Source organism: Sulfitobacter sp. TMED3 (genome assembly GCF_002167505.1).
GTDB lineage: Bacteria > Pseudomonadota > Alphaproteobacteria > Rhodobacterales > Rhodobacteraceae > Sulfitobacter > Sulfitobacter pontiacus.
This window is the reverse complement of record NZ_NHBI01000010.1, coordinates 1-25,043: the sequence shown is the minus strand read 5'-3', so window position 1 is coordinate 25,043 and position 25,043 is coordinate 1. Positions and strand designations below refer to the sequence as shown.

The following is a 25,043-nucleotide window of genomic DNA, read 5'->3' as shown; positions in this document are numbered from 1 at the left end:
CGACGCGCAAGTTGACGCGGGGTCTTGCAACTTGAAACCTGCGGGCGCAAGCATGCGCCATGCAAAGCACCACGACAGAGCACCGCCCCGGCCGGGCCATCGCCCTTAAACTGGGGGCGGTCTTTCTGTTCTCGGTCATGGCGGCCCTCATCAAGATCGCGACGGCCACCGTGCCCGCCGCCCANGCCGTGTTNTACCGNTCGTTCTTTGCCTTCCCGATGATCATCCTGTGGCTATGGCAAAGCGGCGACCTGCGCNACGGGCTGAAGCCCAGCAATCTGATGGGCCACGTCTGGCGCGGCGTTTTCGGGACCACGGCGATGGCGCTGACCTTTGCCGGGCTTGGCCTGCTGCCCCTGCCAGAGGTCACCGCGATCGGCTATGCCACGCCGCTTTTCACGGTAATCTTCGCCGCGATATTTCTGGGCGAACAGGTGCGTGTGTTCCGNCTGTCNGCNGTGGCNNTNGGGNTGATCGGNGTGNTGATCGTTCTNTANCCCCGCTTTACCGTAGGCGGGGATAGCGTGTCGCAGCTTGCCATGCTGGGGGCGATGATGGTNGTTGCCGCGTCNATCATGCGCGCGCTTGTCCAGATCCACGTGCGCCGATTGGTGCAAACCGACAGCACGGCGGCCATCGTGTTCTATTTCTCGCTCACCGCGACCTGCCTGTCGTTCCTCACGCTGCCCGCAGGCATGGTGATCAACTGGGAGCCGCTTTGGTGGGTGAACCCCGGNTGGCAAGTCTCGGCACTATTGATCCTGTCGGGNATGATCGGCGGGGTATCACAGATCANGATCACGGCCTCTTACCGNTTTGGCCCGGTGTCAATGCTCGCNCCGTTCGACTATGCCTCTATGCTGTTCGCGGTGTTGATCGGCTGGGTGCTTTTCAGCGAAATCCCGACGCCTGCAATCCTGATCGGTGCCGGTCTGGTCATCGCCGGCGGTGCCGCGATCATCTGGNGGGAACGGCAGTTGGGNCTGGATCGNTCCAAATCCAAGGCCAGCAGCACGCCACAGGGGACGCCCAGCTGATCGGTTGAAATTACGTGCCCTGATTGAATTTCATGTTAGCCTAACCCTCTAGGGTGTGGAGCAGCGGNTATCCCGTCGGTGCTGCACCCTGTTTTCTGGGAGGGAAGAAAGATGAAATTTACCAAGATTATCGCAACTGCCNTGTCCATCGGTGTCGGGGCATCTGCNGCATGGGCGCAAGACTGTGACCATTCGCATTGGGGCCCTGACGACCAGCTGGGATCGGCGAACCTGATCTCGACCGAGCGCACGTTGGAGGCCGCCAAGCTGATCAAGCAGGGNAAATCGATGCCGCTCGGGATCGTGATCGGGCCGGATACACCNGCCTTCCCGCCCCGTTCGCTGAGCCTTCAGGTGGTNCAGCCGAACCAGCACGGCGGCCAAAAGCTGTCGTCCTTTGGCTANGANGGCAATTATAACGACGATCTGCTGCAAACCTGGATCGGTATCGGGTCGCAGTTGGACGGGCTTGGGCANNTGGGCGAAGACGGGATGTATTATAACTGCCTGGACGAAAAGGAAATCTCGGCGATCAGCGGCCTGACCAAATTGGGGACGCATGCCGTGCCGCCCTTGGTCGGGCGTGCCGTGATCATCGATATGGCCAAGCACATGGGCAANGATGTNTTGGCCGCCGGAGAGCATTTTGGCGAGGCAGAGATTACCGCCGCGATGGAGGCGCAGCAGATCACGGTAAACGAAGGNGATATCGTGCTGTTTCACACGGGCTGGACCGACGGCATGATGGAAAGCGACCCGACGGCCTGGGGGTCCACCGAACCGGGGCTGAACAACGAAGGCGCGGTGTTTATGGCGTCGATGAACCCGATGGCCGTGGGNGCAGANACATGGGGCCTAGAAGCGATTCCACCGAANGAGGGGGACAAGGTGTTCTATGGCCANGTCACGCTGCTCAAGGANAACGGCATCTATATTCTGGAGACGATGAACACAGGACCGCTGGTCGCTGAAGGCGTGCAAGAGTTCATGTTNGTGCTCGGGCAGCCGCTGATCAANGGCACGGTACAGGCGATGATCAATCCGGTCGCGCTTTACTAACACGACGTGCTGCACCGCAGGCGCGGGCACGAAAACGGCGCGGGGGGGAACCCCTCGCGCCGTTTGTTTTGATTGGGCAGTTCAGGACCGGACGAGCTTTTCGTAGTCTTCCGAAATCTCGCGGGTGAGCGCGCCGACCTCGAAGGTGTAGTCGCCGATCTGTCCGACGGGTGTGACCTCGGCCGCGGTGCCGGTCAGCCAGCATTGCTCGAAGCCTTCCAGCTCTTCCGGCATGATGTGGCGTTCGTGCACGGTCAGGCCCTTTTCCTTGAGCATCCCGATNACGGTCTGACGGGTCAGCCCGTTCAGGAAGCAATCGGCCAGTGGCGTNTGCACTTCGCCGTCCTTGACGAAAAAGATGTTCGCGCCGGTCGCTTCGGCCACATAGCCACGGTAGTCCATGAACAGCGCGTCGGAACAGCCNTTGGCCTCNGCCGCGTGTTTGGAGGTGGTGCAGATCATATACAGGCCCGCNGCTTTGGCGTGCACGGGGATCGTTTCGGGCGACGGGCGCTTCCACTTCGAGATGTCGAGCTTGGCGCCCTTCATCTTGGCGTCNCCGTAATAGTTGCCCCATTCCCAGCCCGCGATGGCCAGACGCACAGGGTTGCGCGCCGCCGAGACACCCATGTCGGGGCCGGCACCACGCCACGCGACCGCACGGACATAGGCATCGGTCCAGCCGTTCGCCTTGAGCATTTCGTATTTCGCGGCTTCGATCTCGTCCACGGAATACGGGATTTCGAAGTCGAGGTATTGCGCCGATTTGCGCAGCCGTTCCGAATGCTCGCGGCCTTTGAAAATCTTGCCATTGTAGCAGCGTTCGCCCTCGAACACCGATGACGCATAGTGCATGGCGTGGGTCAGGATGTGGACATTGGCGTCGCGCCAATCGACCATTTTACCGTCCAACCAGATTTTGCCGTCGCGATCGTCGTATGCGCCGTCCATGATGTATCCTTCCTCAAAGCACCTCGGGATTTATGAAAATTGCGTGAAACCCGCTGCGTGCAGACATATAATTACGCAAAACATGGGATTCGATAGCCTTTGACTCTTGGAAAGTCAATAACGCTGACGTAAGCTCTTGGCGCAGCAAGGGGAGAGTATAATGGCAGACGGACGCGGCCCATCATCACACACGGGCGAGAACCTGCTGTTCCTGACGGATGAACAGCTGCGGCAGGGGATCGAGGCGATGTTCTTTGCCTACCGCGGTTTTACAGCCGACCCTGACAAGATCCTTGTGGATATGGCCTATGGCCGTGCGCACCACCGTGCGATCCACTTTATCAACCGGGCNCCGGGCACGACGGTAAACAANCTTCTGGGGATTTTGGGTGTTACAAAACAATCCCTTAATCGTGTATTGCGCACGCTGATCGCCGATGGTCTTGTCAAAAGCCAAGTGGGAAAAGCAGACAAGCGGGAGCGGCACTTGTATCTGACTGACGCCGGGCGCGCGCTCGAACAGACATTGTCTGATGCACAACGGATGCGGATGCGCAGTGCGTTCCGCGACGCGGGCCCCGAGGCGGTCGCCGGTTTNCGCACCGTGCTAGAGGCGATGATGGACCCCGAAATGCACCATTGNTACACCCGTCTGAAGGAAAACGGCGCGTGAACGAGGCCGACGCACACCTGCTGATCGTCGATGACGACGAACGTATTCGCACGCTGCTGCAGAAGTTCCTGATGCGGCACGGGTTCCTTGTGACCTCGGCCCGCGATGCCGCCCATGCGCGGCGTATTCTGGCGGGGCTGGATTTTGACCTGATCGTGCTGGATGTGATGATGCCGGGCGAGGATGGTCTAAGCCTGACCCGCAGCCTGCGCGAAGACATGCAAACGCCGATCCTGCTGCTGACCGCCAAGGGCGAGACGGGCAACCGGATCGAAGGGCTGGAAGCGGGGGCGGATGATTACCTTGCCAAACCGTTTGAACCCAAAGAGCTGCTGTTGCGGATCAACGCGATCCTGCGGCGTATGCCCGACACCCGCGTGGCTGATACCGCGCCCAAGGTGCTGTCGATGGGGCCGATCCGCTATGACATCGAACGCGGAGAGCTGTGGCAGGGCGACGATCTGGTGCGGCTGACCGCCACCGAAATCCAGCTGATGCGCATTTTCGCGGCCCAACCGGGTGCCGCGCTGAGCCGGTCAAAACTGGTGGAGGAACTGGGCCGTGACCGCGGGCAGGCGCAGGAACGTGCTGTCGATGTGCAGATCACCCGTTTGCGCCGCAAGATCGAAGACAATCCCAAACAGCCCCGCTATCTGCAAACCGTGCGCGGCGCGGGCTATATGCTGGCCCCCGACTGATCACCCGCTGCCTTGGCGGTAAATGTGGTGTCGTGGCGTAAGAGAATTTGCGCCCAAGAAATCGGCACGGTCACTGGAAGCCATGGCGCGGGCGGGCTATGGTCAGGCCAAGTTTGATTGATGGGATTCACGGCAATGACGGATACTCCGGTAGAAGAGATGAGCTTTGAGGCAGCGATGGCCGAACTGGAAAAGGTTCTGGGCCAGCTGGAACGGGGCGATGTGGCGCTGGATGAAAGCATTTCGCTTTACGAACGCGGGGCCAAGCTCAAGAAGCGCTGCGAGACCAAGCTGAAGGAAGCCGAAGAGAAAGTCGCGCAGATCACGCTGGATGGCGACGGCAACCCTGTCGGAGTGGCTCCTGTTGGCGGGGTTTGACATCTCGCTTGAGACAGAGCTGACGCGCAAACCGTTTCATGNGGCCATGCCCCATGCTGCGGATCTGGCGATTGGCCAGATCCTGCACGGGCTTGGCGGGNTGGACGGCACNGTGGCCGAGGCGATGCGCTATGCCGTGACAGGCGGCAAGGGCCTGCGGGCCTTTCTGGTGATCGAAAGCGCGCGGCTGCACGGGGTGATGGACGCGCAGGCCGCCCCCGCCGCCGGCGCGATCGAGGCGCTGCACGCCTATTCGCTGGTGCATGATGACATGCCTTGCATGGATGATGACGCCCTGCGTCGGGGTCAACCCACGGTACATGTGAAATGGGACGAGGCGACGGCGGTTCTGGCGGGCGATGCGCTGCAGACATTGGCGTTTGAACTGGTCGCGGCAACGGGCTGCGGCGACGCTGAACGGGTTGCGCTGGTCACGGGGCTGGCGCGGGCTGCCGGAGTGCGCGGCATGGTGGGCGGGCAGGCGATGGACATCGCCGCCGAAACCGCGCGCCAACCGCTGACCCTTGACCAGATCACNACGCTNCAGGCCGGCAAGACCGGTGCGCTGATNGAATGGGCNGCGACNNCGGGGCCGGTGATGGCGGGCGATGATGCCGCCGCGCTGCGCAGCTATGCGCGCAACCTCGGGCTGGCGTTCCAGATCGCGGATGACATTCTTGACGTCGAAGGCGATGCCGCCACGGTGGGCAAGGCCGTNGGCAAGGATGCCGATGCGGGCAAGGCGACNTTTGTGTCGCTGCTGGGGTTGGACCCCGCCCGCGCCCGNGCCCGTGATCTTGTCGATGCTGCCTGTGATGCCCTGTCCCCCTACGGCAGTGACGCCGAAACCTTGCGAGACGCGGCCCGCTTCGTTATTNCCCGCAAAAGCTGATCCGGTGGAGAGCCAGATGACCGATAGACCAGATACGCCCCTTTTGGACCGGGTGAACCGCCCTGCCGATCTGAAGAATTTCTCGGATGCAGAGCTGGTGAAACTGTCCCATGAACTGCGGGCAGAGACGATTTCTGCCGTATCAGAGACGGGCGGCCATCTGGGCGCGGGTCTGGGCGTGGTTGAACTGACGGTCGCGATCCATTCGGTGTTCGATACGCCGAAGGACAAACTGATCTGGGATGTGAGCCACCAGTGCTACCCGCATAAGATCCTGACCGAACGCCGCGACCGTATCCGCACCCTGCGTATGAAAGATGGGTTGAGCGGATTTACCAAACGCAGTGAATCCCCCTACGACCCNTTTGGTGCGGCGCATTCGTCGACCTCTATCAGCGCGGCTTTGGGCTTTTCGGTNGCGCGTGATCTGGGCGGCAATGTCCCCGAAGGTCTGGGCGATGCGATTGCGGTGATCGGCGATGGGTCGATGTCGGCGGGCATGGCCTATGAGGCGATGAACAACGCGGGCCATCTGAAAAAACGGATGTTCGTCATCCTGAACGACAACGAGATGTCGATCGCGCCGCCGGTGGGGGCGATGTCGACCTACCTNAGCCGTCTTTATGCCGAAGAGCCGTTTCAGGATTTNAAAGCCGCGGCCAAGGGCGCTGTCAGCATGTTGCCCGGCCCGTTCCGCGAAGGGGCCAAGCGCGCCAAGGATATGCTCAAGGGCATGGCCGTAGGCGGTACGTTGTTCGAACAGCTTGGATTTTCCTATCTCGGGCCGATTGACGGGCATGACCTGAACCAATTGTTGCCGGTTTTGCGCACGGTCAAGGCGCGGGCGACGGGGCCGGTGCTGATCCATGTGATCACCAAAAAGGGCAAGGGNTATGGCCCCGCCGAAGCCGCCCGTGACAAGGGCCACGCGACCGCCAAGTTCAATGTGCTGACGGGCGAGCAGAAGAAAGCGCCGTCAAACGCGCCCAGCTATACCCGCGTCTTTGCGGACAGCCTGATCGCCGAGGCCGCAAAAGACGACAAGATCTGCGCCGTGACGGCCGCGATGCCGGATGGGACAGGGCTGAACCTTTTCGCCGAACGCTACCCCAGCCGGTGCTTTGACGTGGGCATCGCGGAACAGCACGGTGTGACATTCTCTGCCGGATTGGCGGCGGGCGGTATGAAGCCGTTCTGCACGATGTATTCGACCTTCCTGCAGCGCGGCTATGATCAGGTGGTGCATGACGTGGCGATCCAGCGCTTGCCGGTGCGCTTTGCGATTGATCGCGCGGGGTTGGTCGGGGCGGATGGCGCCACCCACGCTGGTGCCTTTGACGTGGCGTTTTTGGCGAACCTGCCCGATTTCGTCGTGATGGCNGCCGCGGATGAGGCAGAGCTGGTNCATATGGTNGCCACNGCNGCGGCCTATGACGACGGGCCGATTGCCTTCCGCTTCCCNCGNGGTGAAGGCGCGGGCGTGACCATGCCCGAACGCGGCGAACCGCTGGAGATCGGCAAGGGGCGCATCATCGCCGAGGGCAAGCGCGTGGCGCTGCTGTCCTTTGGCACGCGACTGTCAGAGGTGGAAAAAGCCGCCGAGGCGCTGCGGGCCAAGGGGATCACACCGACCATTGCTGACGCCCGCTTTGCCAAGCCACTGGACCGCGAGATGATCCTGTCACTGGCCGCCGATCACGAGGCGCTGATCACCATCGAAGAGGGTGCAGTCGGCGGTTTCGGCAGCCATGTGGCACAGCTTTTGGCGGACGAGGGCGTGTTCGACGCTGGTTTGAAATACCGGTCTATGGTGCTGCCCGATATCTTTATCGATCAGGCGAGCCCTGCGGATATGTATGCGGTCGCGGGGATGAACGCCGAACATATCGAGGCNAAAGTGCTGGATGTGCTGGGCATCGCCAGCATCGGGGCGCAGCGGGCCTGACGCACAGGCCCGCGCGTTAAACCNGTCTTANGCGTCAAGCAGTTGACGCGCCGCGACGATGCCAAGCGCTGCCGAAGCGGCCTCGCGGCCNTTTTCGACGAAATGCGCNCGGTAGATCGCATTGTGGTGGTCGGTTTCCTGATAATGGTGCGGCGTNAGCGANACNGANAGNACGGGCACGCCCGTATCAAGGCCTACGCGCATCAACCCGTCAACCACGGCTGTCGCCACGAAATCATGCCGATAGATGCCGCCATCGACCACGAAGGCCGCGCAGATCACCGCATCGTATTTGCCGGATTTGGCNANGGTCTGCGCCATCAGCGGCATNTCGAACGCGCCGGGGACATCGACAACATCGATCTGGCTNGCGGGGATGGTTTCGGAAAANCCGTCATAGGCACGATCTACAATATCGGCGTGCCAGCGTGCTTTTACAAAGGCGTAGCGGGTGTGTGTCATAGTGATCTCCTTTTTTACGTCAGCGACACAAGTCACCCAAGGCGATCACGATTGCGGACGGCCCNAAGGGGCCGCAACAAACGCATTCTCTTTCATCCGGACTATGACCGTCGGCTCTGGCATCTCACCAGATCTGCTGACCCGGCGCATCCCGAAGGGATGTCGCCAGCGCTCGCGGGCTCGTGGCACTGGGGCCACATACCGCCGGTGGGGAATTGCGCCCCGCCCTGAGAATAGGGATACGTTGCCAAGGCAGGGGCGCGTCTGCAATACCAAAAGCGCGTTTGCAGTTTGGACCNTACGTTATGCACCCGAATCCCGTTTACCACGACGCCGACACCGCCAAGAACATCGCCTTTGCCCGCGANCGCAGCTTTGGCGTGCTTGCAGCCANTGGCANCGACGGCCCGNTGATCAGCCATGTGCCGTTTNTGCTGAACGAAGCAGGGGATCAGGCGGATCTGCATCTGGTCCGGTCAAACCCGATTGCGCGGGTGCTCAAACCCGCGCTGCCGGTCAAGCTCGCCATCAGCGGGGGCGATAGCTATGTCTCGCCCGACTGGTACGACATCGACGATCAGGTGCCGACGTGGAACTATGTGGCGGTGCATCTGACCGGCACGCTAGAGCTGCGCCCGCAAGAAGAGCTGCTGGACCTGCTGGATCGCCAGTCTGCCTGGTTCGAGGATCGTCTGCTGCCCAAGCCGCCGTGGACCACCGCCAAGATGAACCCCGTGACCATGCAGAAAATGATGCGCATGATCGTGCCCTGCCGGATGCGGATCACCGGCGTCGACGGGACGTGGAAGCTGAGCCAGAATAAACCCGATGCGGTGCGACTGGCCGCTGCCGACGGGGTAGAGGCGCACGGCTTTGGCGCGGGAACAGGCAGTTTGGCCGACCAGATGCGCGCGGCAAAAGGTGCGTGATCAACAAGCGATTGCACCGCGCGCGGATGACGGTGATAGTTCGCCTGAACCCCGAGGAGGAGACACCCGTGAAACTATCCTATTCCCCGACATCACCCTATGTCCGCAAGGTCATGGTATTGCTGCATGAAACCGGCCAGATCGAAGATGTGACGCTTGAGAATATCTCGACCACGCCGCTGGCGCCTGATGCCGCGCTGCTGCCGAACAACCCGCTGGCCAAAGTACCGGCACTGGTGCGCGACGAGGGGCCCGCGCTGTATGATAGCCGTGTGATCTGCGCCTATCTGGATGATCGCGCGGGCGGCAAGCTTTATCCCACGGGCAGCCGCCGCTGGGACACGCTGACGCTTGAGGCAACGGCGGATGGTATGCTGGATGCGGCGCTATCGATGGTCTACGAGGGCCGGATGCGCCCCGAAGGCAAGCAGGTGCCGGAATGGGTCGAGGGTCAGTGGTCCAAGATCGAACGGGCCTGCGCGGCGCTGAATACACGCTGGATCAGCCAGCTTTCCGGTCCGCTGGATATGGGGCAGATCGCCGTCGGCTGTGCTTTGGGATACCTTGATTTCCGGCATGACGCGCGCAATTGGCGCAAGGGAAACGACGCCTTGGCCGATTGGGCGCGGCGCTTTGATTCGCGTGCGTCCATGCAGGCCACCGCCCCTCCGGCAGGATAAAAGCGCAAAAAATTCGACCTTCACCCTTGAAGGAATGCAACACTGCGACGGTTTGCGCGACAAAGGTATCTGGACGTGCGCGACGCAGCCCGCTAGTAACCAAAAGAATTGTGGGAGGTGCGTCAGCGCCGCCCCTTGATTTAATGGCCGTCAGGCCCTCGATTTGGAGTTAACCCGTGTCCCAAGCAGAAGATCACGCAGGCACCCGGAGGGATTTCCTCTATTACGCCACAGCTGGTACAGGTGCGGTCGCCGTCGGCGCGGCAGTCTGGCCTTTGGTCAATCAGATGAACCCATCCGCAGATGTGAAGGCGCTGTCGTCCATCCGCGTCGATGTGTCCGCTGTTGAGCCAGGTACACAGCTCACGGTCAAATGGTTGGGTAAGCCGGTGTTCATCCGCCGCCGTACCGAAGAAGAAATTGCCAAGGCACGTGACGTTGAAATGTCCGAGCTGCCCGATCCGGGCGCAGAAAACGCCAACATCGCAGCCGGTGCCCCCGCGACGGACGAAAACCGCGCGATGGTTGGCAAAGAAGACTGGCTGGTAATGATGGGCGTCTGTACCCACCTGGGCTGCGTGCCTTTGGGCGACGCAGGTGATTTTGGCGGCTGGTTCTGCCCCTGCCACGGATCGCACTATGACACTGCGGGCCGTATCCGCAAAGGGCCAGCACCGCGCAACCTGCCGGTGCCCGTCGCAGAATTCGTGGATGAAACCACGATCAAACTAGGTTAAGGGAGAACGGGAATGGCTGGAATTCCTCACGACCATTACGAGCCGAAATCTAACGGAGAGAAGTGGCTGCACACCCGTCTTCCCGTTGTTGGGCTGCTGTATGACACATTGATGATCCCGACACCGAAGAACCTGAACTGGATGTGGATCTGGGGCATTGTTCTGACGTTCTGTCTGGCACTGCAAATCGTGACCGGCATCGTGCTGGCGATGCACTACACCCCCCATGTCGATGTCGCGTTCTCGAGCGTTGAACACATCATGCGGAACGTGAACGGCGGCTACATGCTGCGCTATCTGCACATGAATGGCGCGTCCCTGTTCTTTGTTGCGGTCTACGCGCACATCTTCCGCGGTCTGTACTACGGGTCGTATAAAGCACCGCGCGAGATCACCTGGATCGTCGGCATGCTGATCTACCTTCTGATGATGGCAACCGGCTTTATGGGCTATGTTCTGCCTTGGGGTCAGATGTCGTTCTGGGGCGCTACGGTTATCACCGGTCTGTTCGGTGCGATCCCGTTCATCGGGGAAAGCCTGCAAACGCTTCTGCTGGGCGGGCCTGCGGTCGATAACGCCACGCTGAACCGTTTCTTCAGCTTGCACTACCTTCTGCCCTTCGTGATTGCCGGTCTGGTGATCGTACATATCTGGGCCTTCCACACCACCGGGAACAACAACCCCACAGGGGTCGAGGTCCGTCGCACCAGCAAAGAAGACGCAGAGAAAGACACGCTGCCCTTCTGGCCCTACTTCGTGATGAAAGACCTGTTCGCGCTGGCCGTGATCCTGGTTGTTTTCTTTGCGATCGTGGGTTTCATGCCGAACTATCTGGGCCACCCCGATAACTATATCGAGGCGAACCCGCTTTCGACGCCTGCGCACATTGTGCCTGAATGGTACTTCCTACCGTTTTACGCGATCTTGCGTGCCTTTACTGCCGAAGTCTGGGTTGTTCAGATTGCGTCCTTCGTGACCGGTGGCATTATCGACGCCAAGTTCTTTGGTGTTCTGGCGATGTTCGGTGCGATCGCGGTGATGGCACTGGTGCCTTGGCTGGACACATCCTCGGTGCGTTCGGGCCGCTATCGTCCCATGTTCAAGTGGTGGTTCGCGCTGCTGGTGATCGACTTCTTCGCGCTGATGTGGCTGGGTGCCATGCCTGCGGAAGAGCCCTATGCCAGCTTCTCGTTGATCGCTTCGGCCTATTGGTTCGCATACTTCCTGGTGATCCTGCCGCTTCTGGGTGTGATCGAGAAACCAGCGCCGCAGCCTGAAACCATCGAAGCCGACTTTGACGCGCATTACGCGCCAAAAACCGGCGGCACCAAGACGCTGGTCAAGCCAGCAGAGTAAGGACCATGACAATGATCAAGAAAACCTTCCTTTCGGCTGTTGTCGCCTTGGGCTTTGCAGGTTCCGCTGCTTTCGCCGCCGGTGGCGAAGCGCATGTCGAAGACTTTGACTTCTCTTTCGAAGGGCCTTTCGGGTCCTTCGATGCCAACCAGCTGCAACGCGGTCTGCAAATCTATACCGAGGTATGCTCTGCCTGCCACGGAATGAAGTTTGTGCCGATCCGTACACTTGCGGATGAAGGTGGCCCCCACCTTCCCGAAGATCAGGTCCGTGCCTATGCCGCGAACTTTGATATCTTCGACCCCGAGCTGGACGACACACGCCCCGGCACGCCGGTTGACCATTTCCCTGAGTCCGCGTTGGATACCGCGCCGGACCTCAGCTTGATGGCCAAAAAACGGGCCGGTTTCCACGGGCCTTATGGTCTGGGGATCAACCAGTTCTTCAAAGGCATGGGCGGACCCGAATATATCGCGTCGCTTTTGACTGGCTACGAAGAAGCCCCAGCCTGTGCCCCCGAAGATTTCCCCGGCCACTATAACACAGCCTTCGCGAGCGGCGGCTTCCCCGAGTCCTGTAAGGACGAAGAAGGCCACGCCACGGTTGGCGGCAGCTGGATCGCAATGGCACCCCCGCTGTACGGCGACGACGTGACCTATAACGACGGCCACGATTCTGATCTGCACCACGAAGCCGAAGACGTTGCGGCCTTCCTGATGTGGACAGCCGAGCCCAAGATGATGGCACGCAAGCAAGCCGGTTTTGCTGGCGTTCTGTTCCTGACGCTCTTGTCGGTACTGCTGTACCTGACCAACAAACGTCTGTGGGCTCCTGTGAAACACAAGGAAGACTGATCTTCCTTCACACGGCCAATGCCTGAATATAGCCCCCCGATCCATTGTGGTTCGGGGGGCTTTCTTTTTGGGGGTAATGGGCTGATTGCCAAACTCGCTGGTTAAATACCGCTACCGACGGTGCCCGTGGCTTAGCGGTGGAAGCCTGCCACGCGGTCCAGCCGCACACCGCCATAGCCTGCAAGCACGGACATCACCGCGGCGGTGGCAGGGCCGTAGACGGTTAAACGCACCGGCATAAACAGCTCTGTAAACCGGTCAGCAAAGCGGCCACCGAACTGCGCAAAATGCGCCATCACGGCTGCGTTGTCCGCATAACGTTCCAGCACAGTGCAGGTGCGTCGGTCGTCGGACATGTAGAATTCGCAATGCAGCGTACGCGGTTCGTCTGCCTCTGCAGCCTGTACCATTTCCTCAAGCAATGGTTGGACATTGTCGCCCTGACCATCCCGCACGTCCATCTCGAGGACCCATTCTATAATTTCGCTCATGTTAACCCTTTCTCGCTAGGGAATCACCCTAGAGGAGAAAGGTTTACAATCTGCAACGTCTCACACAGCCAGCAGATGCCCTGCGTTCTGGCCGGTGATCGTGGCCGAAATGATCGCGCCCTCGGTCTGGGGGGTGGCAAAATGGGTTTCGGTGAATTGTTCAGTCCGGCCCATGGTGGGGCTTTCCATCAACACCTGATGGGCGCGACCTTGTTGGGCCGCCAAATGGCGCGCGACCTGCGCGTCACCCGCAGCACGCAGCTGCGCCGCGCGTTCCTTGATGAGCGTGCCGTTCACTGCTGGCATCCTTGCAGCGGGTGTGCCTTCGCGCGCCGAATAGGGGAAGACATGCAGCCATGTCAGATCGCAGTCCGTCACCAGCTTGAGCGAGTTTTCGAACATCGCGTCGGTTTCGGTGGGGAAGCCGGCGATGATATCGGCCCCAAAGGTCATGTCGGGACGCAGTTTGCGAGCCTCTTGGGCAAAACGGATCGCATCGTCGCGCAGGTGACGGCGCTTCATCCGTTTCAGGATCATGTCATCGCCGTGCTGCAAGGACAGATGCAGGTGCGGCATCAGGCGGGGCTCGGTGGCGATGGCCTGCATCAGGTTCTCGTCCACCTCGATCGAATCGATGGAACTGATCCGCAGGCGCGGCAGGTCGGGCACCAGCCGCAGGATGCGCATCACCAGATCCCCCAGCTTGGGCGTCGCGGGAAGGTCCGTACCCCAACTGGTTAGATCGACGCCGGTCAGAACGACTTCGTTAAAGCCTTTGTCGACCAGCCGCTTGATCTGATCCACCACGACCCCCGCAGGAACCGAGCGGGAATTGCCGCGGCCATAGGGAATGATGCAGAATGTACAGCGGTGATCGCAGCCGTTCTGGACCTGCACATAGGCCCGGCTGCGCGTGCCGAACCCGTCGATCAGATGCCCCGCCGTTTCGGTCACCGACATGATGTCATCGACCTGAAGCGCCTCTGTCTCGCCGATGAAATCAGCCGCCAACCCCTGCCACGTCGCGCCCACCATCTTTTCGGTGTTGCCGATGACAGCATCGACCTCTGCCATCTTGGTGAAGGTCTCCGGTTCGGTCTGTGCGGCGCAGCCGGTGACGATCAAACGCGCGTCGGGGTTGGCCTTGCGCAGTTTGCGGATGTCCTGACGCGCCTTGCGCACGGCCTCGGCGGTGACGGCGCAGGTATTGACGATCACCGCGTCTTTCAGGCCAGCCTGTTCGGCCAGTTCCTTCATCGCCTCTGTCTCATAGGCGTTCAGGCGGCAGCCGTGATTCGAGAAGATCGGGGCGCTCATGTCAGGCTTTCCAGAAACGAAGGGGTCAGGACGCCGCTGAAGACATGGGCCGACGGGCCGGTCATCCAGACGCCATCCTCGCGCCAGTCGATGTGCAGCGTGCCACCGTCCAGATCAATACGCACGGCCCGGCCTGTCAGCCCTCTGCGTGCCGCTGCCACGGCCGTCGCACAGCTAGAGGAGCCGGAGGCCAGCGTGATGCCCACACCCCGTTCCCACACGCGCATACGGATGTGATCGGGGCCGATGATCTGGGCGATCTGCACATTGGTGCGTTCGGGGTAAAGCGCGTGATGCTCGATACCGGGGCCAAAACCGGCCAGATCAATCGCGTCGACATCATCGACAAAGAAGGTGCAATGTGGGTTGCCCATGCCGGTGGCTGTCGGCGCACCGTCGATCGGCAGCTCAAGCGTATCCATCTGGCGAGCAAGCGGAATTTCGTCCCAGCCAAGCTGCGGGTGACCCATGTTGACCGATGTCAGCCCATTGCCTGCATCCCGCGCCGCCAGATCGCCGCGGTCGGTGGTCAGGTGCAGCTGGGTTTTGCCTGTTTCCTCCATCAGGAACCGCGCGATGCAGCGCGTGGCATTGCCACAAGCGGCAGAGGTGGAGCCGTCGGCGTTGAAGAACGTCAGATGCGCATCAGCCGCGCCATTGGTGATCACAGCCAGCTGGTCGAAGCCCACGCCGAACTGGCGATGTCCGATGGCCTGCGCAAGGGCAGGGGTCACCTTCGNGAGCGCCGGGGTGCCGTCGGCACGCGCATCAGTTTGGCGCGCATCCAGCACGACCTTTTCGCGCGCATCCAGCACGACCTTTTCGCGCGCATCCAGCACGACCTTTTCGCGCGCCTCCAGCACATCTTTCTGGCGCGCATCCAGCACGACAAAATCATTGCCCAGCCCATGCATCTTCATGAAGGGCAAACCGTTGGTCAGATCACTATACATTCGGCGCATATAACGCGGCATTTGAAACTAATCCAGCGAGAGTGAAATTTTTCGTAAGTTTCCGCTTGACCCCAAGGCCGCACCTTTCTAGATACCCGCCTAGTGGGCCGTTAGCTCAGTTGGTAGAGCAACTGACTTTTAATCAGTAGGTCGATGGTTCGAACCCATCACGGCTCACCACTACTTTCCAGTCTGACTGGAACGGATAAAAACAGCGCCCCTCGNGGCGCTGTTTTTCGTTTCAGGTGTTGGGTTTAGGGCTTAGCCCGTATGGCCTTCAAAACATTTCAGCGCNATCCCTGCTTCTTGCAGTGATGATTTGACAGCGCGGGCAATATCGACGGCTTCGGGGGTGTCGCCGTGCAGNCAGATCGTATCGATCGCGGCAGGAATTGTTTGGCCGCCCTCGGTCAGAATCGCACCGGCTTTGACCATTTTGACCATCCGTTCGCCCGCCAGTGCCGCATCGTGAATCACCGCACCGGGTTTAGAGCGGTCGACCAGCGTCGCGTCGNCGTTATAGGCGCGGTCGGCAAAGATCTCTCCGGCCCATTTACAGCCAAGCGATTGCGCCGCGTCCTGCTGCGCCGTGGCGGCCAGCACCATGACGATCAGATCAGGCGCGACGCTGAGCGCGGCCTCATAAAGATCACGGGCCAGCATCTCGTCCTCTGACGCCATATTGGCGAGCGCGCCGTGCAGTTTCAGGTGCCGCACCGATGTGCCGAGGCTGCGGGCCATGCCGACGCTGGCGGCGACCTGATAGCGGACCTGATTTTGCAGCGTGCCCCGTGGCACCGACATGCGGTTGCGGCCAAAACCGGCCAGATCCATGAAACCGGGGTGCGCACCGATACCGACGCCACTGTCACGCGCCAGCGCCATTGTGGCAGACATCACATCGGCGTCGCCCGCGTGGCCGCCACAGGCGATGTTGGCAGAGCTGATGATTTGCAACAAAGCGGCGTCATCGCCCATTTTCCACGGGCCAAAGCTTTCGCCCATATCGGCATTCAGATCGACGGTCGGCATTTAATGCTCCTCTTCAAAGGGGTTGTCGGTGGCAGAGATCGCGCCCCCCACCAGTTGATAGGCCAGCAGGTTGCGGATTTTGGCAGGGTCGCGGACCAGCGGCGTGACCTTCCCGCCAAGCGCCTTGATGTCTTGGCGGTGCCGCGTCTCGAGCGTGATGGCCTGTTCCAGCTTGATGAATTCGAACCGGATCGCGGTGCCCGATGCGGCTTGCGCCACGCGGGGCAGGTCGCGGGGAATCACGGTCCCGATGCGGGGATAGCCGCCGGTGGTCTGGCATTCGCCCATCAGCACGAAGGGAGCGCCGTCGCCGGTGATCTGGATGTCGCCGGGCACGATGACCTCGGACAGGATGGACAGACCGCCCTCGGCGCTGAAACCGTCGCCGTCGTGGTCCATGCGCACGCCCATGCGGTTGGCACGCGGGTCGCGGGTAAAGGCGGTGGTTTCGAAGCGTTTGCGTTCATCAGCGGTAAAGTGGTCGGTCTGCATGCTGGCCACGACGCGCACGGTGCCGCCGTCAAAACGACTGTCGCGGGGCAGTTGCAGCCCCGTTTCGCGCGACTTGTCCGCCCCAAGGGGCAGCGCGTCGCCCGCAGCAAGCGGCTGGCCCAGACCTGCGCTTAGGTGGCTGGCTCGTGCCCCCAACAGTGTGTCAGAGGCGATGCCCCCGCCCACATGCAGATAGCCATAGGTGCCGCCCGTGGTGCCGCCAATGGTCAGCTTTGCCCCAGCGGGCAACATGTGGCTGGCGTTCCAGACGATGGCATCCCCGTCGATGCTGGCGGCCATGGTGGCCCCTGTCAGGGCGATACGGATGTCGGCGTCGGCCGTGAAGGTCCCGCCGGTGCCTGTCATCTCTATCACCGCAAGCTCGGGCGATTGGCCAAGCAGGGCGGCCCCTTCGAAAAGCGCCACGGGATCGGCGGCACCGCCCTTTGTTAGCCCTTGGGCACGCCAACCGGGACGGCCCATATCCTGTAGCGTCAGGGCGGGACCGGCTTGGGAAATGGTGAGGGTCGCGCTCATGCCAGCACCTCTGTCTCTGCGCCGCCCTGGCCTGTTTCATCTGTCGCGGTGATCTTGTCATATTCGGCGCGCGATACGGAGGGGAAGCACAGCTCGTCCCCCGGTGACAGGGCAAAGGGCGTGTCGCTGCGCGGGCGGAAGGTCTTGAACGCGGTCTGCCCGATATGGCGCCAGCCAGTGGGGGAGGCATTGGTGAAGATAATCAGCTGCCGGATCGCCACGATCAACGCGCCGGCGGGGACGGATTTTGTCAGCCCCTGCTGGCGCGGAATATCCCAGTTCTGCGGCAGTTCGCCCATATAGGGCTGGCCGGGGGCAAAGCCGATGGTCAGCACCCGTACGCGCGCNTGCGACAGCTGTNNAATCGCCGCATCGGGGTCCAGCCCCGCAAGCTCTGCCGCTTCTTCAAGCTGTGGCGCAAGNTCGGTGCCATAGACCGTTGGCACATGCCACAGCCTCCGCCCCGTCGGCAGGTCAGAGGTGTACCAGTCGCGCGTTGCCAGCAGGTCGTGCAGCCGGTCCAGCAGGNTGTCCACCGAAGCCGCCACCAGATCGATCTGCAGGAAGGTGGACACCAGCGAGGTGCTCGTCTCTGTCACCTCGGGCCAGTCGGCAGCATCCACGGCGGCGCGGAACGACAGGGCGGCGCGGTTCGCGGGCTCTGACATCGTGTCGGCAAAACGCACCAGCACGCCGGACAGGCCAACGGTCTGGATCAGGGGGAAGTCGGTCATTGGGGCACCTGCCTTAGATTTTCGGGCAGCCAGGTCGCGATGTCGGGGAANAAGATCAGGACAAAGACCATCACCACCATNATCAGGAACATCGGCAAGGCGGCTTTGGTGATATATCCCATCTCGTGATCCGTCATGCCTTGCAGCACGAACAGATTGAACCCGATCGGCGGCGTGATCTGCGCCATCTCGACCACGACCACAACAAAGATGCCGAACCAGATCAAGTCGATCCCCGCACCGCGCACCATCGGTTCAACCACAGCCATCGTCAGCACGACCGACGAAATACCATCAAGGAACATGCCCAGCACGATATAGAACACNAGCAGCGCCATCAGCAGTTGAAAGCGCGTCAGTTCAAGCGCTGCAATCCCGTCCGCCAGCGCACGGGGCAGGCCGGTAAAGCCCATCGACAGTTTAAGAAAGGCAGCACCCGCAAGGATCAATGCGATCATGGCAGAGGTGCGCATCGCCCCCATCAGGCTTTCCTGAAAGCTGGTCCAGTTCAGCGACCCCTGCATCAACGCCAGCGCCAGCGACCCTAGCACACCGATGGCAGCCGCCTCTGTCGCGGTGGCGTAGCCCAGATACATCGACCCGATCACCACCGTGATCANCCCGAAGACCGGCANCAGAAAGCGCGAGTTGCGCAGCTTGGCGGCAAAGCTCATCCCTGTCTCGACGCTGGGGTTCCAGTCCTTCGAGGTCAGCGCGATAAAGGCGACATAGGCCATGAACATCAGCGCCAGAATAAGCCCNGGCAGGACGCCGGCAAAGAACAGTTCGGTGATGCTTTCGTTCACGGTGACNCCNTANACGATCAGCGCGAGCGAGGGCGGGATCATCAGNCCCAGCGTNGCGGCACCGGCCAGCGTGCCGATGATCATCTTTTCGGGATAGTTGCGCGCCCGCAGTTCGGGGATCGACATTTTGCCCACGGTCGACAGCGTCGCGGCAGACGACCCTGAAACGGCGGCAAAGACGGTGCAGCCGACGATATTGGTATGCACCAGCCCGCCGGGCAATTTCGCCAGCCACGGCGACAGCCCTTTGAACATATCCTCGGATAGGCGTGTCCTGAACAGGATTTCCCCCATCCAGATGAACAGCGGCAGCGCGGTCAGCGTCCACGAGCTGGACGAGGCCCAGATCGTCGTGACCATAGCATCGCCAACCGGGCGGGTGGTAAACAGCTCCATCCCGAACCAGGCGACGCCCATCAGCGCCAGACCAACCCAGACGCCGGTGCCCAGCAGGAACAGCAGGACAGTGATAAACAGAATGATCGCGTAAAGTTCCGTCACAGCGTCACTCCCCAAAACTTTGATCGACAAGATCGCGGGTGAGACGGTGTTCGCCTTTTACGATCAGATAGAGCAGGTTATCGGTCAGCGCGATGGCAAGGATGCCGCCGCCCACAACGATCACCGACTGCGGAATCCACAAGGATGTGGCGTCTTGCGACTGGCTGACTTCGTTGAATTTCCACGACCAGTAGACGAACCAATAGGCGTAGTAGGTGAAATACCACGCAATCGCCGCGGCAAGGCCGAAGCACCATATTTCAAGCAGCCGTTTCGGGCCTGCGGGCAGGGCGTTCAGCAGCACCGATACGCGGATATGCGCGCCACGGTTCAGCGCGTTGGCGAAAGCGAGGAAGCTGGCGGCGGCCATCGCATAGCCGGCATAGCTTGCCGCACCGGGGAAAACCTCGCCGGTCCAGCGGGCAACCATCTGCACCACGATCAGCAGCAGGATCGCGACAAGACTGACGGCAGCCAAGGCGCCGGATGCGAAATAGATGAAATCAAGCAGGCGTCGCAGGATGTTCATGGGACAGGTCTCCGGATTGGCGGATCGAACGTCAAACGGCGGCACCTATGTGGGGGTGCCGCCGTTCGTTGATTTACTGCATGGATTTGTAGCTATCGACGATCGCCTGACCGTCCTCGCCCGCATTCTCCAGCCATTCGGAGGTCATGGTGCCGCCAATGTCGCGCAGGCCGGACATCAGCTCTTCGCTGGCGGGTTCCACGGTCATGCCGCCTTCGCGCAGCCCGTCATAGGTGAACTGCGTATAGTCCTTGGAGGCTTGCAGCCCGCGCGTTTCCGCNTCGCTGGNACAGGTGGTGATGATCGCCTTGTTCTCTTCCGAGACATCGTTCCANACGTCNTTGTTGANCATGATGTAGTTGCGCGGCAGCCAGGCGTCGACCTCGTAGAAATGGGTCAGGCTTTCCCAGACTTTCTGGTCATAGCCGGTCGCACCGGACGAGATCATCGATTCCGCAACGCCGGTGGCAAAAGCCTGGCTCAGCTCGGCGGCTTCGATGGTGACGGGCAGCATGCCTGTCAGCTCTGCCAGACGGCTGGTGGCGTTGTTGTAGGACCGGAACTTGACGCCCTTCATGTCCTCGATCGTGTTGACCTCTTTCTTGAAGTACAGNCCCTGTGGCGGCCATGGCACGTTATAAAGCAGCGTCAGGTTCTGCTCTGCCAACAGCTCTTCGATCTTGGGTTTCGCGGCTTTCCACAGCTTGTCGGACGCCTCGAAGGACGGCGCGAGGAAGGGGATGGAATCAAAGCCGAAGATCGCGTTTTCNTTCTGGTGCCCCGACAGGATGCGTTCGCCCAGCTGGACCTGACCGGTCTGGATNGCGCGTTTGATGTCGGCACCCGCGATCAGCGACCCGCCGGGGTGCACGGTGATCTCGATCTCGCCCGCGGTGCCTTCGGTCACGCAGTTNGCGAATTCAACGCCGTTCTCGGAATGGAAGTTCGACGCCGAATAGGCCATCGGCATGTCCCATTTTTCAGCCGCGAAAGCGGGNAGGGCGGTGGTGACCGTCAGGGCGGCGGTCGCGACGCCTGTCATCAATGTGGTGGTNCGTTTCATGTGGTTCTCTCCTTGTTGGTATGTCTTTGGTTTGCGGGGTTAGCCCCTGCTAAACCGTTGTGGTGCATAGGGCTGCAGGTCGGTGTTGACGGGTTGCCCCATAACCAATCCTGCGACGAGGCGGCCTGTTTTGGGCCCGCCTGTCAACCCGATGTGGTGATGCCCGAAGGCGGTAAAGACCCGGCTTGTGCCAACCTGTCCGATCAGGGGCAGGCTGTCGCTGGGGGCAGGTCGGTGCCCCAGCCATTCGATTTCNCGCGTGGCNNTNAGCTGTGGAAAGGCCGCCTTGGCCTGTCGCCGCAGCAGCGCCAGCGGTGCCTTGGACGGGGCTGCNTCAAGCCCGCCGAATTCCAGAATACCCGCGCAGCGTAGGCCCTGCGCCATGGGGGTGGCAACGAATTTCCCGCTGGCGATCATCACGGGGCGCGCGGGCCCGCCCGTCGCCCCCTCGAATATCACATGATAGCCGCGTTCGCTTTCCAGCGGGACGTTCAGCCCCAGCTTGGCCATCAGCGGTTTCGACCAGACGCCGGTGGCCAGCACGATATCGTCACAGGCCATGCGGCCTTGGGTCGTCTCTACCCCGGAAATCGCGCCGCCGGACAGGTCGAAATCCTTGACCTCGGCCTGCAGGATCGTGCCGCCGCCCTGTTCGAACGCCCGCGCCAGCGCGCCGACATAGCCGCCGGGGTCGCGGATAAAGCCGTGGTCCTTCATGGTGGCAAGCTAGGTGNATGTCCGGCCCGAGCGTCGGTTCATACTCGTGTANCTGCGGCCCCTCGATCAGCTCTGGNGCGAACCCCGCCTCCGCCCGCAGCGCCCAGGTGTAGGCTTCGGCGTCAAACGCGGCGCGGTTTCGNTAGGCGAAAACATAATCNCTGTCCCTCACCCAGTCGGACAGGCCCANATCAGCGGTCAGGCTTTTGTGTTGGTCCACACTGTCGCTGACAATAGGCGCNAGCCCCTGCGCAATCCGGCGGGTGTCACGGTCGTTCGCGACCCGCAGATACTTTGCCAACCACGGCAGCAGACGCGGCAGATAGGGCAGGCGCAGGTAAAGCGGCACATCCGGGTTCAGCAGCATCGCGGGGGCTTTGGCGANCAGGCCGGGGNCGGTGACGGGTGCCACGGCGCAGGCCGCCAGCACGCCCGCGTTCCCATGCGACGTGCCTGTCCCCGGTGCCGCGCGGTCAATGATCGTGACCTGCGCGCCTGCGCGTTGCAGCCAGATCGCCGATGACACACCGACNATACCCGCCCCCACGACGACNACATGGCGCGTCATGGGCGACCCTTNGGNTGAAANCAAAGACGGTTCGACATGGTTCTTGATTCCTTTCCGCTCACTTTGGCAGGGAAAAGCAATACGTCAACAAAATGTTTACAAATTGTCATCGTNGTTGCNNGCGCAGGCATGTACCGCCAATTCGTTCATCGAAACNGGGTGGGTTAACGAAGCCAGCCGTCTTCGAANGCGATCTGACTGACGCCTGCCAGACGGATGATGCGGGCCAGCTCTGCCTCGAAGGCGGCTTGTTTGCCTTTGCCCCAACGGCTGCCCGGCTCNGGCCANAGGGCGCGTACNACCAGCGTATCGCGGTCACGNTGNGCTTTCATATCCACCCGCGCGATGATGCTGTCGCCCTGCAGGATCGGAAAAACATAATAGCCATAGACCCGTTTGGGNGCGGGCACGAACATCTCTATCCGGTAGCGGAAGCCGAACAGACGTTCGGCGCGTTTGCGATCGCGCAAGGCCGGGTCAAAGGGGCTGAGCACGCGCAGCCGTGCGGTCGGAGCCATGTCTNTCGCNGGGTCGCTTGCCAGNCCGGGACGGGCAAAGCTGCGATGNACTNTGCCGTCNGCNCCCGCGATCTGCNCCTGCTCGACACGTCCGGCGGCCTGTTCACGCTGNACCCATGCCTTCGCCTCTGCCGGAGAGATATGCGCCCAGAATGCCGCCAGTTCCCCCGGCGTGGCAAAGCCCAAACGATCCAGCGCGCCGTTGCAGCACCAATCGATGGTCTGCGCCGCATCCGGTGCCTGCGACGGGTCGCATAGCGCCGCGTCAATCACCCGCTCTGTCAGGTCATAGCGTTTCTGGAAACCGTCCCGCCCCACGACGCAAAGCGCCCCTGCGCGCCACAGATATTCCAGCGCGGTTTTGGAGGGATGCCAATCCCACCACCCGCCATTCGAGCGCGGTTCATCCTGCCCGACATCAGACGACGACACCGGCCCCTGTGCGCGGATCTGGTCCAGCACACTCTGGAACCGCCCCTCGAAATCATGTTGGTGCCAGTTCTTGTACCGCTGGCGCAGCATCTGCGCGTCCCGCTGGCGGCGCAATTCCCAATGGGGGTAGTATCCCATCGGGATCACCGCGGCGTCATGGGTCCAGTGCTCGAACAGCGCCCCATCGCGTTCATACAGCGTCTTCAACGCTTGCGGGCGATAGCGTTGGCGGCGCGAGAACAGGATCAGGTCATGCGCCCGCGCCACGGTATTGATGCTGTCCAACTGCACAAAGCCCAGGCCCTGGATCAGCTGCAACAGGTCGTTCCCGCTGGCGGGCCCCTGGGGTGCATCGCTTAGTAGATGGCGATGCAGAAAGATGCGACGGGCGTCGCGGTTGCCGATCAGCGGCAGGGTCATACCTTGCGGTTGCGGCGCAGCGTGTCCCCCAGCGACAGGGTCGGTGTCAGGGTAATCTGCGTTTGCAGGTCGGGGTCCGGTTCATCCAATGTATCGTTCAGAATGATACGCGCCGCCGCCTGTCCGATCTCGAGCCGACAGGCGTCCATCGTGGCAAGCTGACGGGGCAAGCCCTGCAGCAGTTCGACGTTGTTGAAACCGGCAAGGCCGATCTGGCCCGGAATATCGATGCCCTGATCGATCAGATACAGCAATCCGCCCGCGCCGATCATGTCGTTTGAATAATACAGGAAATCCAGCTCGGGCGACCGCTCAAGCATGTCTTGCGTCATCTCGCGCCCCTTGGCCAGCGCAGAGCCGCCAGAGTAGAACGCGCGGTCCTCGATCTCTATCCCGGCTTTGGCCAGCCCTTCGGTAAACCCTTCGAACCGTTTGCGGGCGCGGTGGTCAAGCGGCATCTTGGTGCCCATGAAACCGATGTGTTCATAGCCTTCCTTGAGGATCGCCTTGGCCATTTCCTGCCCCGCACGGCGGTGCGAGATGCCGACCATCGCATCAATCGGACGTCCGTCAACATCCATGATCTCGACCACGGGGATGCCCGCATTCTTGAGCATGGCACGCGTTGCGTCGCTATGTTCCAGCCCCGCGATGATCACACCCGAGGGCCGCCACGACAGCATTTCGTACAAAACGCGCTCTTCTTTTTCGGGCATATAGTCCGTTACGCCCACGACCGGCTGCAGCGGCGTGTCTTCAAGCACCTGATTGACGCCGTTCAGCACCTCGGGAAAGACCATATTCGACAGCGACGGGATAATCACCGCGACAAGGTTCACCCGTTGGGACGCCAGCGATCCGGCAATCTGGTTGGGCACATACCCCAGCTCTTTCGCCGCAGCCAGCACCCGCCGGCGGGTTGCTTCGGACACGTCACCGCGTTTTCGCAGAACCCGGCTGACCGTCATTTCCGACACCCCGCAGGCATCGGATACATCACGAAGGGTCAACGGGCGTTTCGGAGGCTGTGTCAAAGGCGCTTGTCCTGCTTGAAAGTGGTATTCTATCAACAGCGTAGTGCGTCGGTCGGGCGCAGGCAATCACCATATCAAGCCCCCCATCACAGCGCCGCCATACCACCGTGCAGTGTGGCTGGATCACCACCCCGTTTTGCGCTAAGCCAAACCCGTGGCCCCGTGGCTCAACTGGATAGAGCAGCCCCCTCCTAAGGGGCAGGATGCAGGTTCGAATCCTGCCGGGGTCACCATTCCTGCCTGAGAGC

The 25,043-nt window shown here is 61.4% G+C and carries 25 protein-coding genes, 2 tRNA genes, 2 pseudogenes and 1 riboswitch; of the genes and pseudogenes, 14 read left to right on the top strand and 15 right to left on the bottom strand.

What is annotated here, in order from left to right; translation table 11 throughout:
* The first annotated feature begins 59 nt into the window (after positions 1-59).
* Together CBB63_RS03705 and CBB63_RS03700 are read left to right on the top strand one after the other, a co-directional pair.
* A complete protein-coding gene (locus tag CBB63_RS03705) occupies positions 60-1,037 on the top strand; it encodes a DMT family transporter (protein ID WP_286698196.1) in 978 nt (325 codons plus the stop codon).
* 111 nt (positions 1,038-1,148) lie between these two features.
* Positions 1,149-2,096 (top strand): cyclase family protein, encoded by a 948-nt coding sequence (locus CBB63_RS03700; RefSeq protein ID WP_286698195.1) that lies wholly within the window; start codon positions 1,149-1,151, stop codon positions 2,094-2,096.
* Positions 2,097-2,177: 81 nt separating this feature from the next.
* Here CBB63_RS03700 and CBB63_RS03695 read toward each other — a convergent pair whose 3' ends face one another.
* Positions 2,178-3,047, bottom strand: coding sequence for a branched-chain amino acid aminotransferase (locus tag CBB63_RS03695; RefSeq protein WP_286698194.1), 870 nt, complete (start codon positions 3,045-3,047; stop codon positions 2,178-2,180).
* 160 nt (positions 3,048-3,207) lie between these two features.
* Here CBB63_RS03695 and CBB63_RS03690 point away from each other — a divergent pair, with 160 nt between their 5' ends.
* The 5 genes from CBB63_RS03690 to dxs all read left to right on the top strand — a co-directional run bounded on the left by CBB63_RS03690 (position 3,208) and on the right by dxs (position 7,633).
* Positions 3,208-3,720: a MarR family winged helix-turn-helix transcriptional regulator gene (locus CBB63_RS03690; protein WP_286698193.1), complete on the top strand. Its 513-nt coding sequence runs from the start codon at positions 3,208-3,210 to the stop codon at positions 3,718-3,720.
* Entirely contained in the window at positions 3,717-4,418 is a 702-nt protein-coding gene (locus tag CBB63_RS03685) for a response regulator (RefSeq protein WP_005850956.1), read from the top strand. The genes CBB63_RS03690 and CBB63_RS03685 overlap by 4 nt, the downstream gene beginning before the upstream one ends.
* 135 nt (positions 4,419-4,553) lie before the next feature.
* Positions 4,554-4,796 (top strand): exodeoxyribonuclease VII small subunit, encoded by a 243-nt coding sequence (locus CBB63_RS03680; protein WP_005850957.1) that lies wholly within the window; start codon positions 4,554-4,556, stop codon positions 4,794-4,796.
* On the top strand, positions 4,750-5,688 hold the full coding sequence (locus tag CBB63_RS03675) for a polyprenyl synthetase family protein (protein WP_286698192.1): 939 nt from the start codon (positions 4,750-4,752) through the stop codon (positions 5,686-5,688). Before CBB63_RS03680 ends, CBB63_RS03675 begins: the two co-directional genes overlap by 47 nt.
* A 16-nt stretch (positions 5,689-5,704) precedes the next feature.
* Positions 5,705-7,633, top strand: coding sequence for a 1-deoxy-D-xylulose-5-phosphate synthase (dxs, locus tag CBB63_RS03670; RefSeq protein WP_286698191.1), 1,929 nt, complete (start codon positions 5,705-5,707; stop codon positions 7,631-7,633).
* Between the two features lie 27 nt (positions 7,634-7,660).
* On the opposite strand, the gene CBB63_RS03665 is transcribed toward dxs, so the two are convergent.
* Positions 7,661-8,095, bottom strand: coding sequence for a 6,7-dimethyl-8-ribityllumazine synthase (locus CBB63_RS03665; RefSeq protein WP_286698190.1), 435 nt, complete (start codon positions 8,093-8,095; stop codon positions 7,661-7,663).
* Positions 8,096-8,175: 80 nt separating this feature from the next.
* Positions 8,176-8,334, bottom strand: a riboswitch (FMN riboswitch).
* A gap of 66 nt (positions 8,335-8,400) precedes the next feature.
* Between CBB63_RS03665 and CBB63_RS03660 the strand changes: the two genes are divergently transcribed.
* The 5 genes from CBB63_RS03660 to CBB63_RS03640 all read left to right on the top strand — a co-directional run bounded on the left by CBB63_RS03660 (position 8,401) and on the right by CBB63_RS03640 (position 12,651).
* A complete protein-coding gene (locus tag CBB63_RS03660; RefSeq protein WP_286698189.1) occupies positions 8,401-9,024 on the top strand; it encodes an FMN-binding negative transcriptional regulator in 624 nt (207 codons plus the stop codon).
* 26 nt (positions 9,025-9,050) lie between these two features.
* Positions 9,051-9,704: a glutathione S-transferase gene (locus tag CBB63_RS03655; protein WP_286698188.1), complete on the top strand. Its 654-nt coding sequence runs from the start codon at positions 9,051-9,053 to the stop codon at positions 9,702-9,704.
* A 176-nt stretch (positions 9,705-9,880) separates the two neighbouring features.
* Entirely contained in the window at positions 9,881-10,441 is a 561-nt protein-coding gene (petA, locus tag CBB63_RS03650) for a ubiquinol-cytochrome c reductase iron-sulfur subunit (RefSeq protein WP_286698187.1), read from the top strand.
* A gap of 12 nt (positions 10,442-10,453) precedes the next feature.
* Positions 10,454-11,797 carry a cytochrome b gene (petB, locus tag CBB63_RS03645; RefSeq protein WP_005850964.1) on the top strand — a complete coding sequence of 448 codons (1,344 nt, stop codon included), beginning with the start codon at positions 10,454-10,456 and terminating at the stop codon, positions 11,795-11,797.
* Between the two features lie 5 nt (positions 11,798-11,802).
* Positions 11,803-12,651 carry a cytochrome c1 gene (locus tag CBB63_RS03640; RefSeq protein ID WP_286698186.1) on the top strand — a complete coding sequence of 283 codons (849 nt, stop codon included), beginning with the start codon at positions 11,803-11,805 and terminating at the stop codon, positions 12,649-12,651.
* A gap of 131 nt (positions 12,652-12,782) precedes the next feature.
* On the opposite strand, the gene CBB63_RS03635 is transcribed toward CBB63_RS03640, so the two are convergent.
* From CBB63_RS03635 to dapF, 3 genes are read right to left on the bottom strand one after another with little or no spacing between them, the layout of a single operon-like run.
* On the bottom strand, positions 12,783-13,142 hold the full coding sequence (locus tag CBB63_RS03635; protein ID WP_005850966.1) for a putative quinol monooxygenase: 360 nt from the start codon (positions 13,140-13,142) through the stop codon (positions 12,783-12,785).
* Between the two features lie 60 nt (positions 13,143-13,202).
* On the bottom strand, positions 13,203-14,459 hold the full coding sequence (gene mtaB / locus CBB63_RS03630; RefSeq protein WP_286698185.1) for a tRNA (N(6)-L-threonylcarbamoyladenosine(37)-C(2))-methylthiotransferase MtaB: 1,257 nt from the start codon (positions 14,457-14,459) through the stop codon (positions 13,203-13,205).
* Positions 14,456-15,412 carry a diaminopimelate epimerase gene (gene dapF, locus CBB63_RS03625; RefSeq protein ID WP_286698222.1) on the bottom strand — a complete coding sequence of 319 codons (957 nt, stop codon included), beginning with the start codon at positions 15,410-15,412 and terminating at the stop codon, positions 14,456-14,458. The genes mtaB and dapF overlap by 4 nt, the downstream gene beginning before the upstream one ends.
* A gap of 104 nt (positions 15,413-15,516) precedes the next feature.
* Between dapF and CBB63_RS03620 the strand changes: the two genes are divergently transcribed.
* Positions 15,517-15,592 (top strand) — tRNA-Lys (locus CBB63_RS03620).
* 81 nt (positions 15,593-15,673) lie between these two features.
* Here the strand turns inward: CBB63_RS03620 and CBB63_RS03615 are convergent.
* From CBB63_RS03615 to CBB63_RS03575, 10 genes and pseudogenes are all read right to left on the bottom strand, one after another.
* Positions 15,674-16,444 (bottom strand): LamB/YcsF family protein, encoded by a 771-nt coding sequence (locus CBB63_RS03615; RefSeq protein WP_286698184.1) that lies wholly within the window; start codon positions 16,442-16,444, stop codon positions 15,674-15,676.
* The gene (locus tag CBB63_RS03610) at positions 16,445-17,473 is read right to left on the bottom strand and encodes a 5-oxoprolinase subunit C family protein (RefSeq protein WP_286698183.1); all 1,029 of its coding nucleotides are present in this window, start codon (positions 17,471-17,473) and stop codon (positions 16,445-16,447) included.
* Entirely contained in the window at positions 17,470-18,207 is a 738-nt protein-coding gene (locus CBB63_RS03605; RefSeq protein WP_286698182.1) for a 5-oxoprolinase subunit B family protein, read from the bottom strand. Before CBB63_RS03605 ends, CBB63_RS03610 begins: the two co-directional genes overlap by 4 nt.
* Positions 18,204-19,514: a TRAP transporter large permease gene (locus tag CBB63_RS03600; protein WP_286698181.1), complete on the bottom strand. Its 1,311-nt coding sequence runs from the start codon at positions 19,512-19,514 to the stop codon at positions 18,204-18,206. The genes CBB63_RS03605 and CBB63_RS03600 overlap by 4 nt, the downstream gene beginning before the upstream one ends.
* A gap of 4 nt (positions 19,515-19,518) precedes the next feature.
* Complete coding sequence (locus tag CBB63_RS03595; protein ID WP_286698180.1) at positions 19,519-20,043, bottom strand: TRAP transporter small permease; 525 nt, start codon at positions 20,041-20,043, stop codon at positions 19,519-19,521.
* 73 nt (positions 20,044-20,116) lie between these two features.
* Positions 20,117-21,106 carry a TRAP transporter substrate-binding protein gene (locus tag CBB63_RS03590; RefSeq protein ID WP_286698179.1) on the bottom strand — a complete coding sequence of 330 codons (990 nt, stop codon included), beginning with the start codon at positions 21,104-21,106 and terminating at the stop codon, positions 20,117-20,119.
* Between the two features lie 39 nt (positions 21,107-21,145).
* A pseudogene (locus tag CBB63_RS03585) lies at positions 21,146-22,331 on the bottom strand (NAD(P)/FAD-dependent oxidoreductase).
* A pseudogene (locus tag CBB63_RS16350) lies at positions 22,332-22,391 on the bottom strand (hypothetical protein); the annotation flags it as partial.
* Between the two features lie 164 nt (positions 22,392-22,555).
* Entirely contained in the window at positions 22,556-23,761 is a 1,206-nt protein-coding gene (locus tag CBB63_RS03580) for a winged helix-turn-helix domain-containing protein (RefSeq protein WP_286698178.1), read from the bottom strand.
* Entirely contained in the window at positions 23,758-24,795 is a 1,038-nt protein-coding gene (locus CBB63_RS03575; RefSeq protein WP_037942958.1) for a LacI family DNA-binding transcriptional regulator, read from the bottom strand. Before CBB63_RS03575 ends, CBB63_RS03580 begins: the two co-directional genes overlap by 4 nt.
* Before the next feature lie 156 nt (positions 24,796-24,951).
* On the opposite strand from CBB63_RS03575, the gene CBB63_RS03570 reads away from it, so the two are divergent.
* Positions 24,952-25,028, top strand: a tRNA-Arg gene (locus CBB63_RS03570).
* The last annotated feature ends 15 nt before the right edge of the window (positions 25,029-25,043 follow it).

Bases quoted from the DNA above. Each gene is read 5' to 3' on its own strand.
- CBB63_RS03680 (WP_005850957.1), top strand. From the start codon at position 4,554: ATGACGGATACTCCGGTAGAAGAGATGAGCTTTGAGGCAGCGATGGCC.
- CBB63_RS03655 (WP_286698188.1), top strand. From the start codon at position 9,051: ATGACGGTGATAGTTCGCCTGAACCCCGAGGAGGAGACACCCGTGAAA.
- petB (WP_005850964.1), top strand. From the start codon at position 10,454: ATGGCTGGAATTCCTCACGACCATTACGAGCCGAAATCTAACGGAGAG.
- CBB63_RS03640 (WP_286698186.1), top strand. From the start codon at position 11,803: ATGACAATGATCAAGAAAACCTTCCTTTCGGCTGTTGTCGCCTTGGGC.
- CBB63_RS03635 (WP_005850966.1), bottom strand. From the start codon at position 13,142: ATGAGCGAAATTATAGAATGGGTCCTCGAGATGGACGTGCGGGATGGT.
- mtaB (WP_286698185.1), bottom strand. From the start codon at position 14,459: ATGAGCGCCCCGATCTTCTCGAATCACGGCTGCCGCCTGAACGCCTAT.
- CBB63_RS03610 (WP_286698183.1), bottom strand. From the start codon at position 17,473: ATGAGCGCGACCCTCACCATTTCCCAAGCCGGTCCCGCCCTGACGCTA.
- CBB63_RS03595 (WP_286698180.1), bottom strand. From the start codon at position 20,043: ATGAACATCCTGCGACGCCTGCTTGATTTCATCTATTTCGCATCCGGC.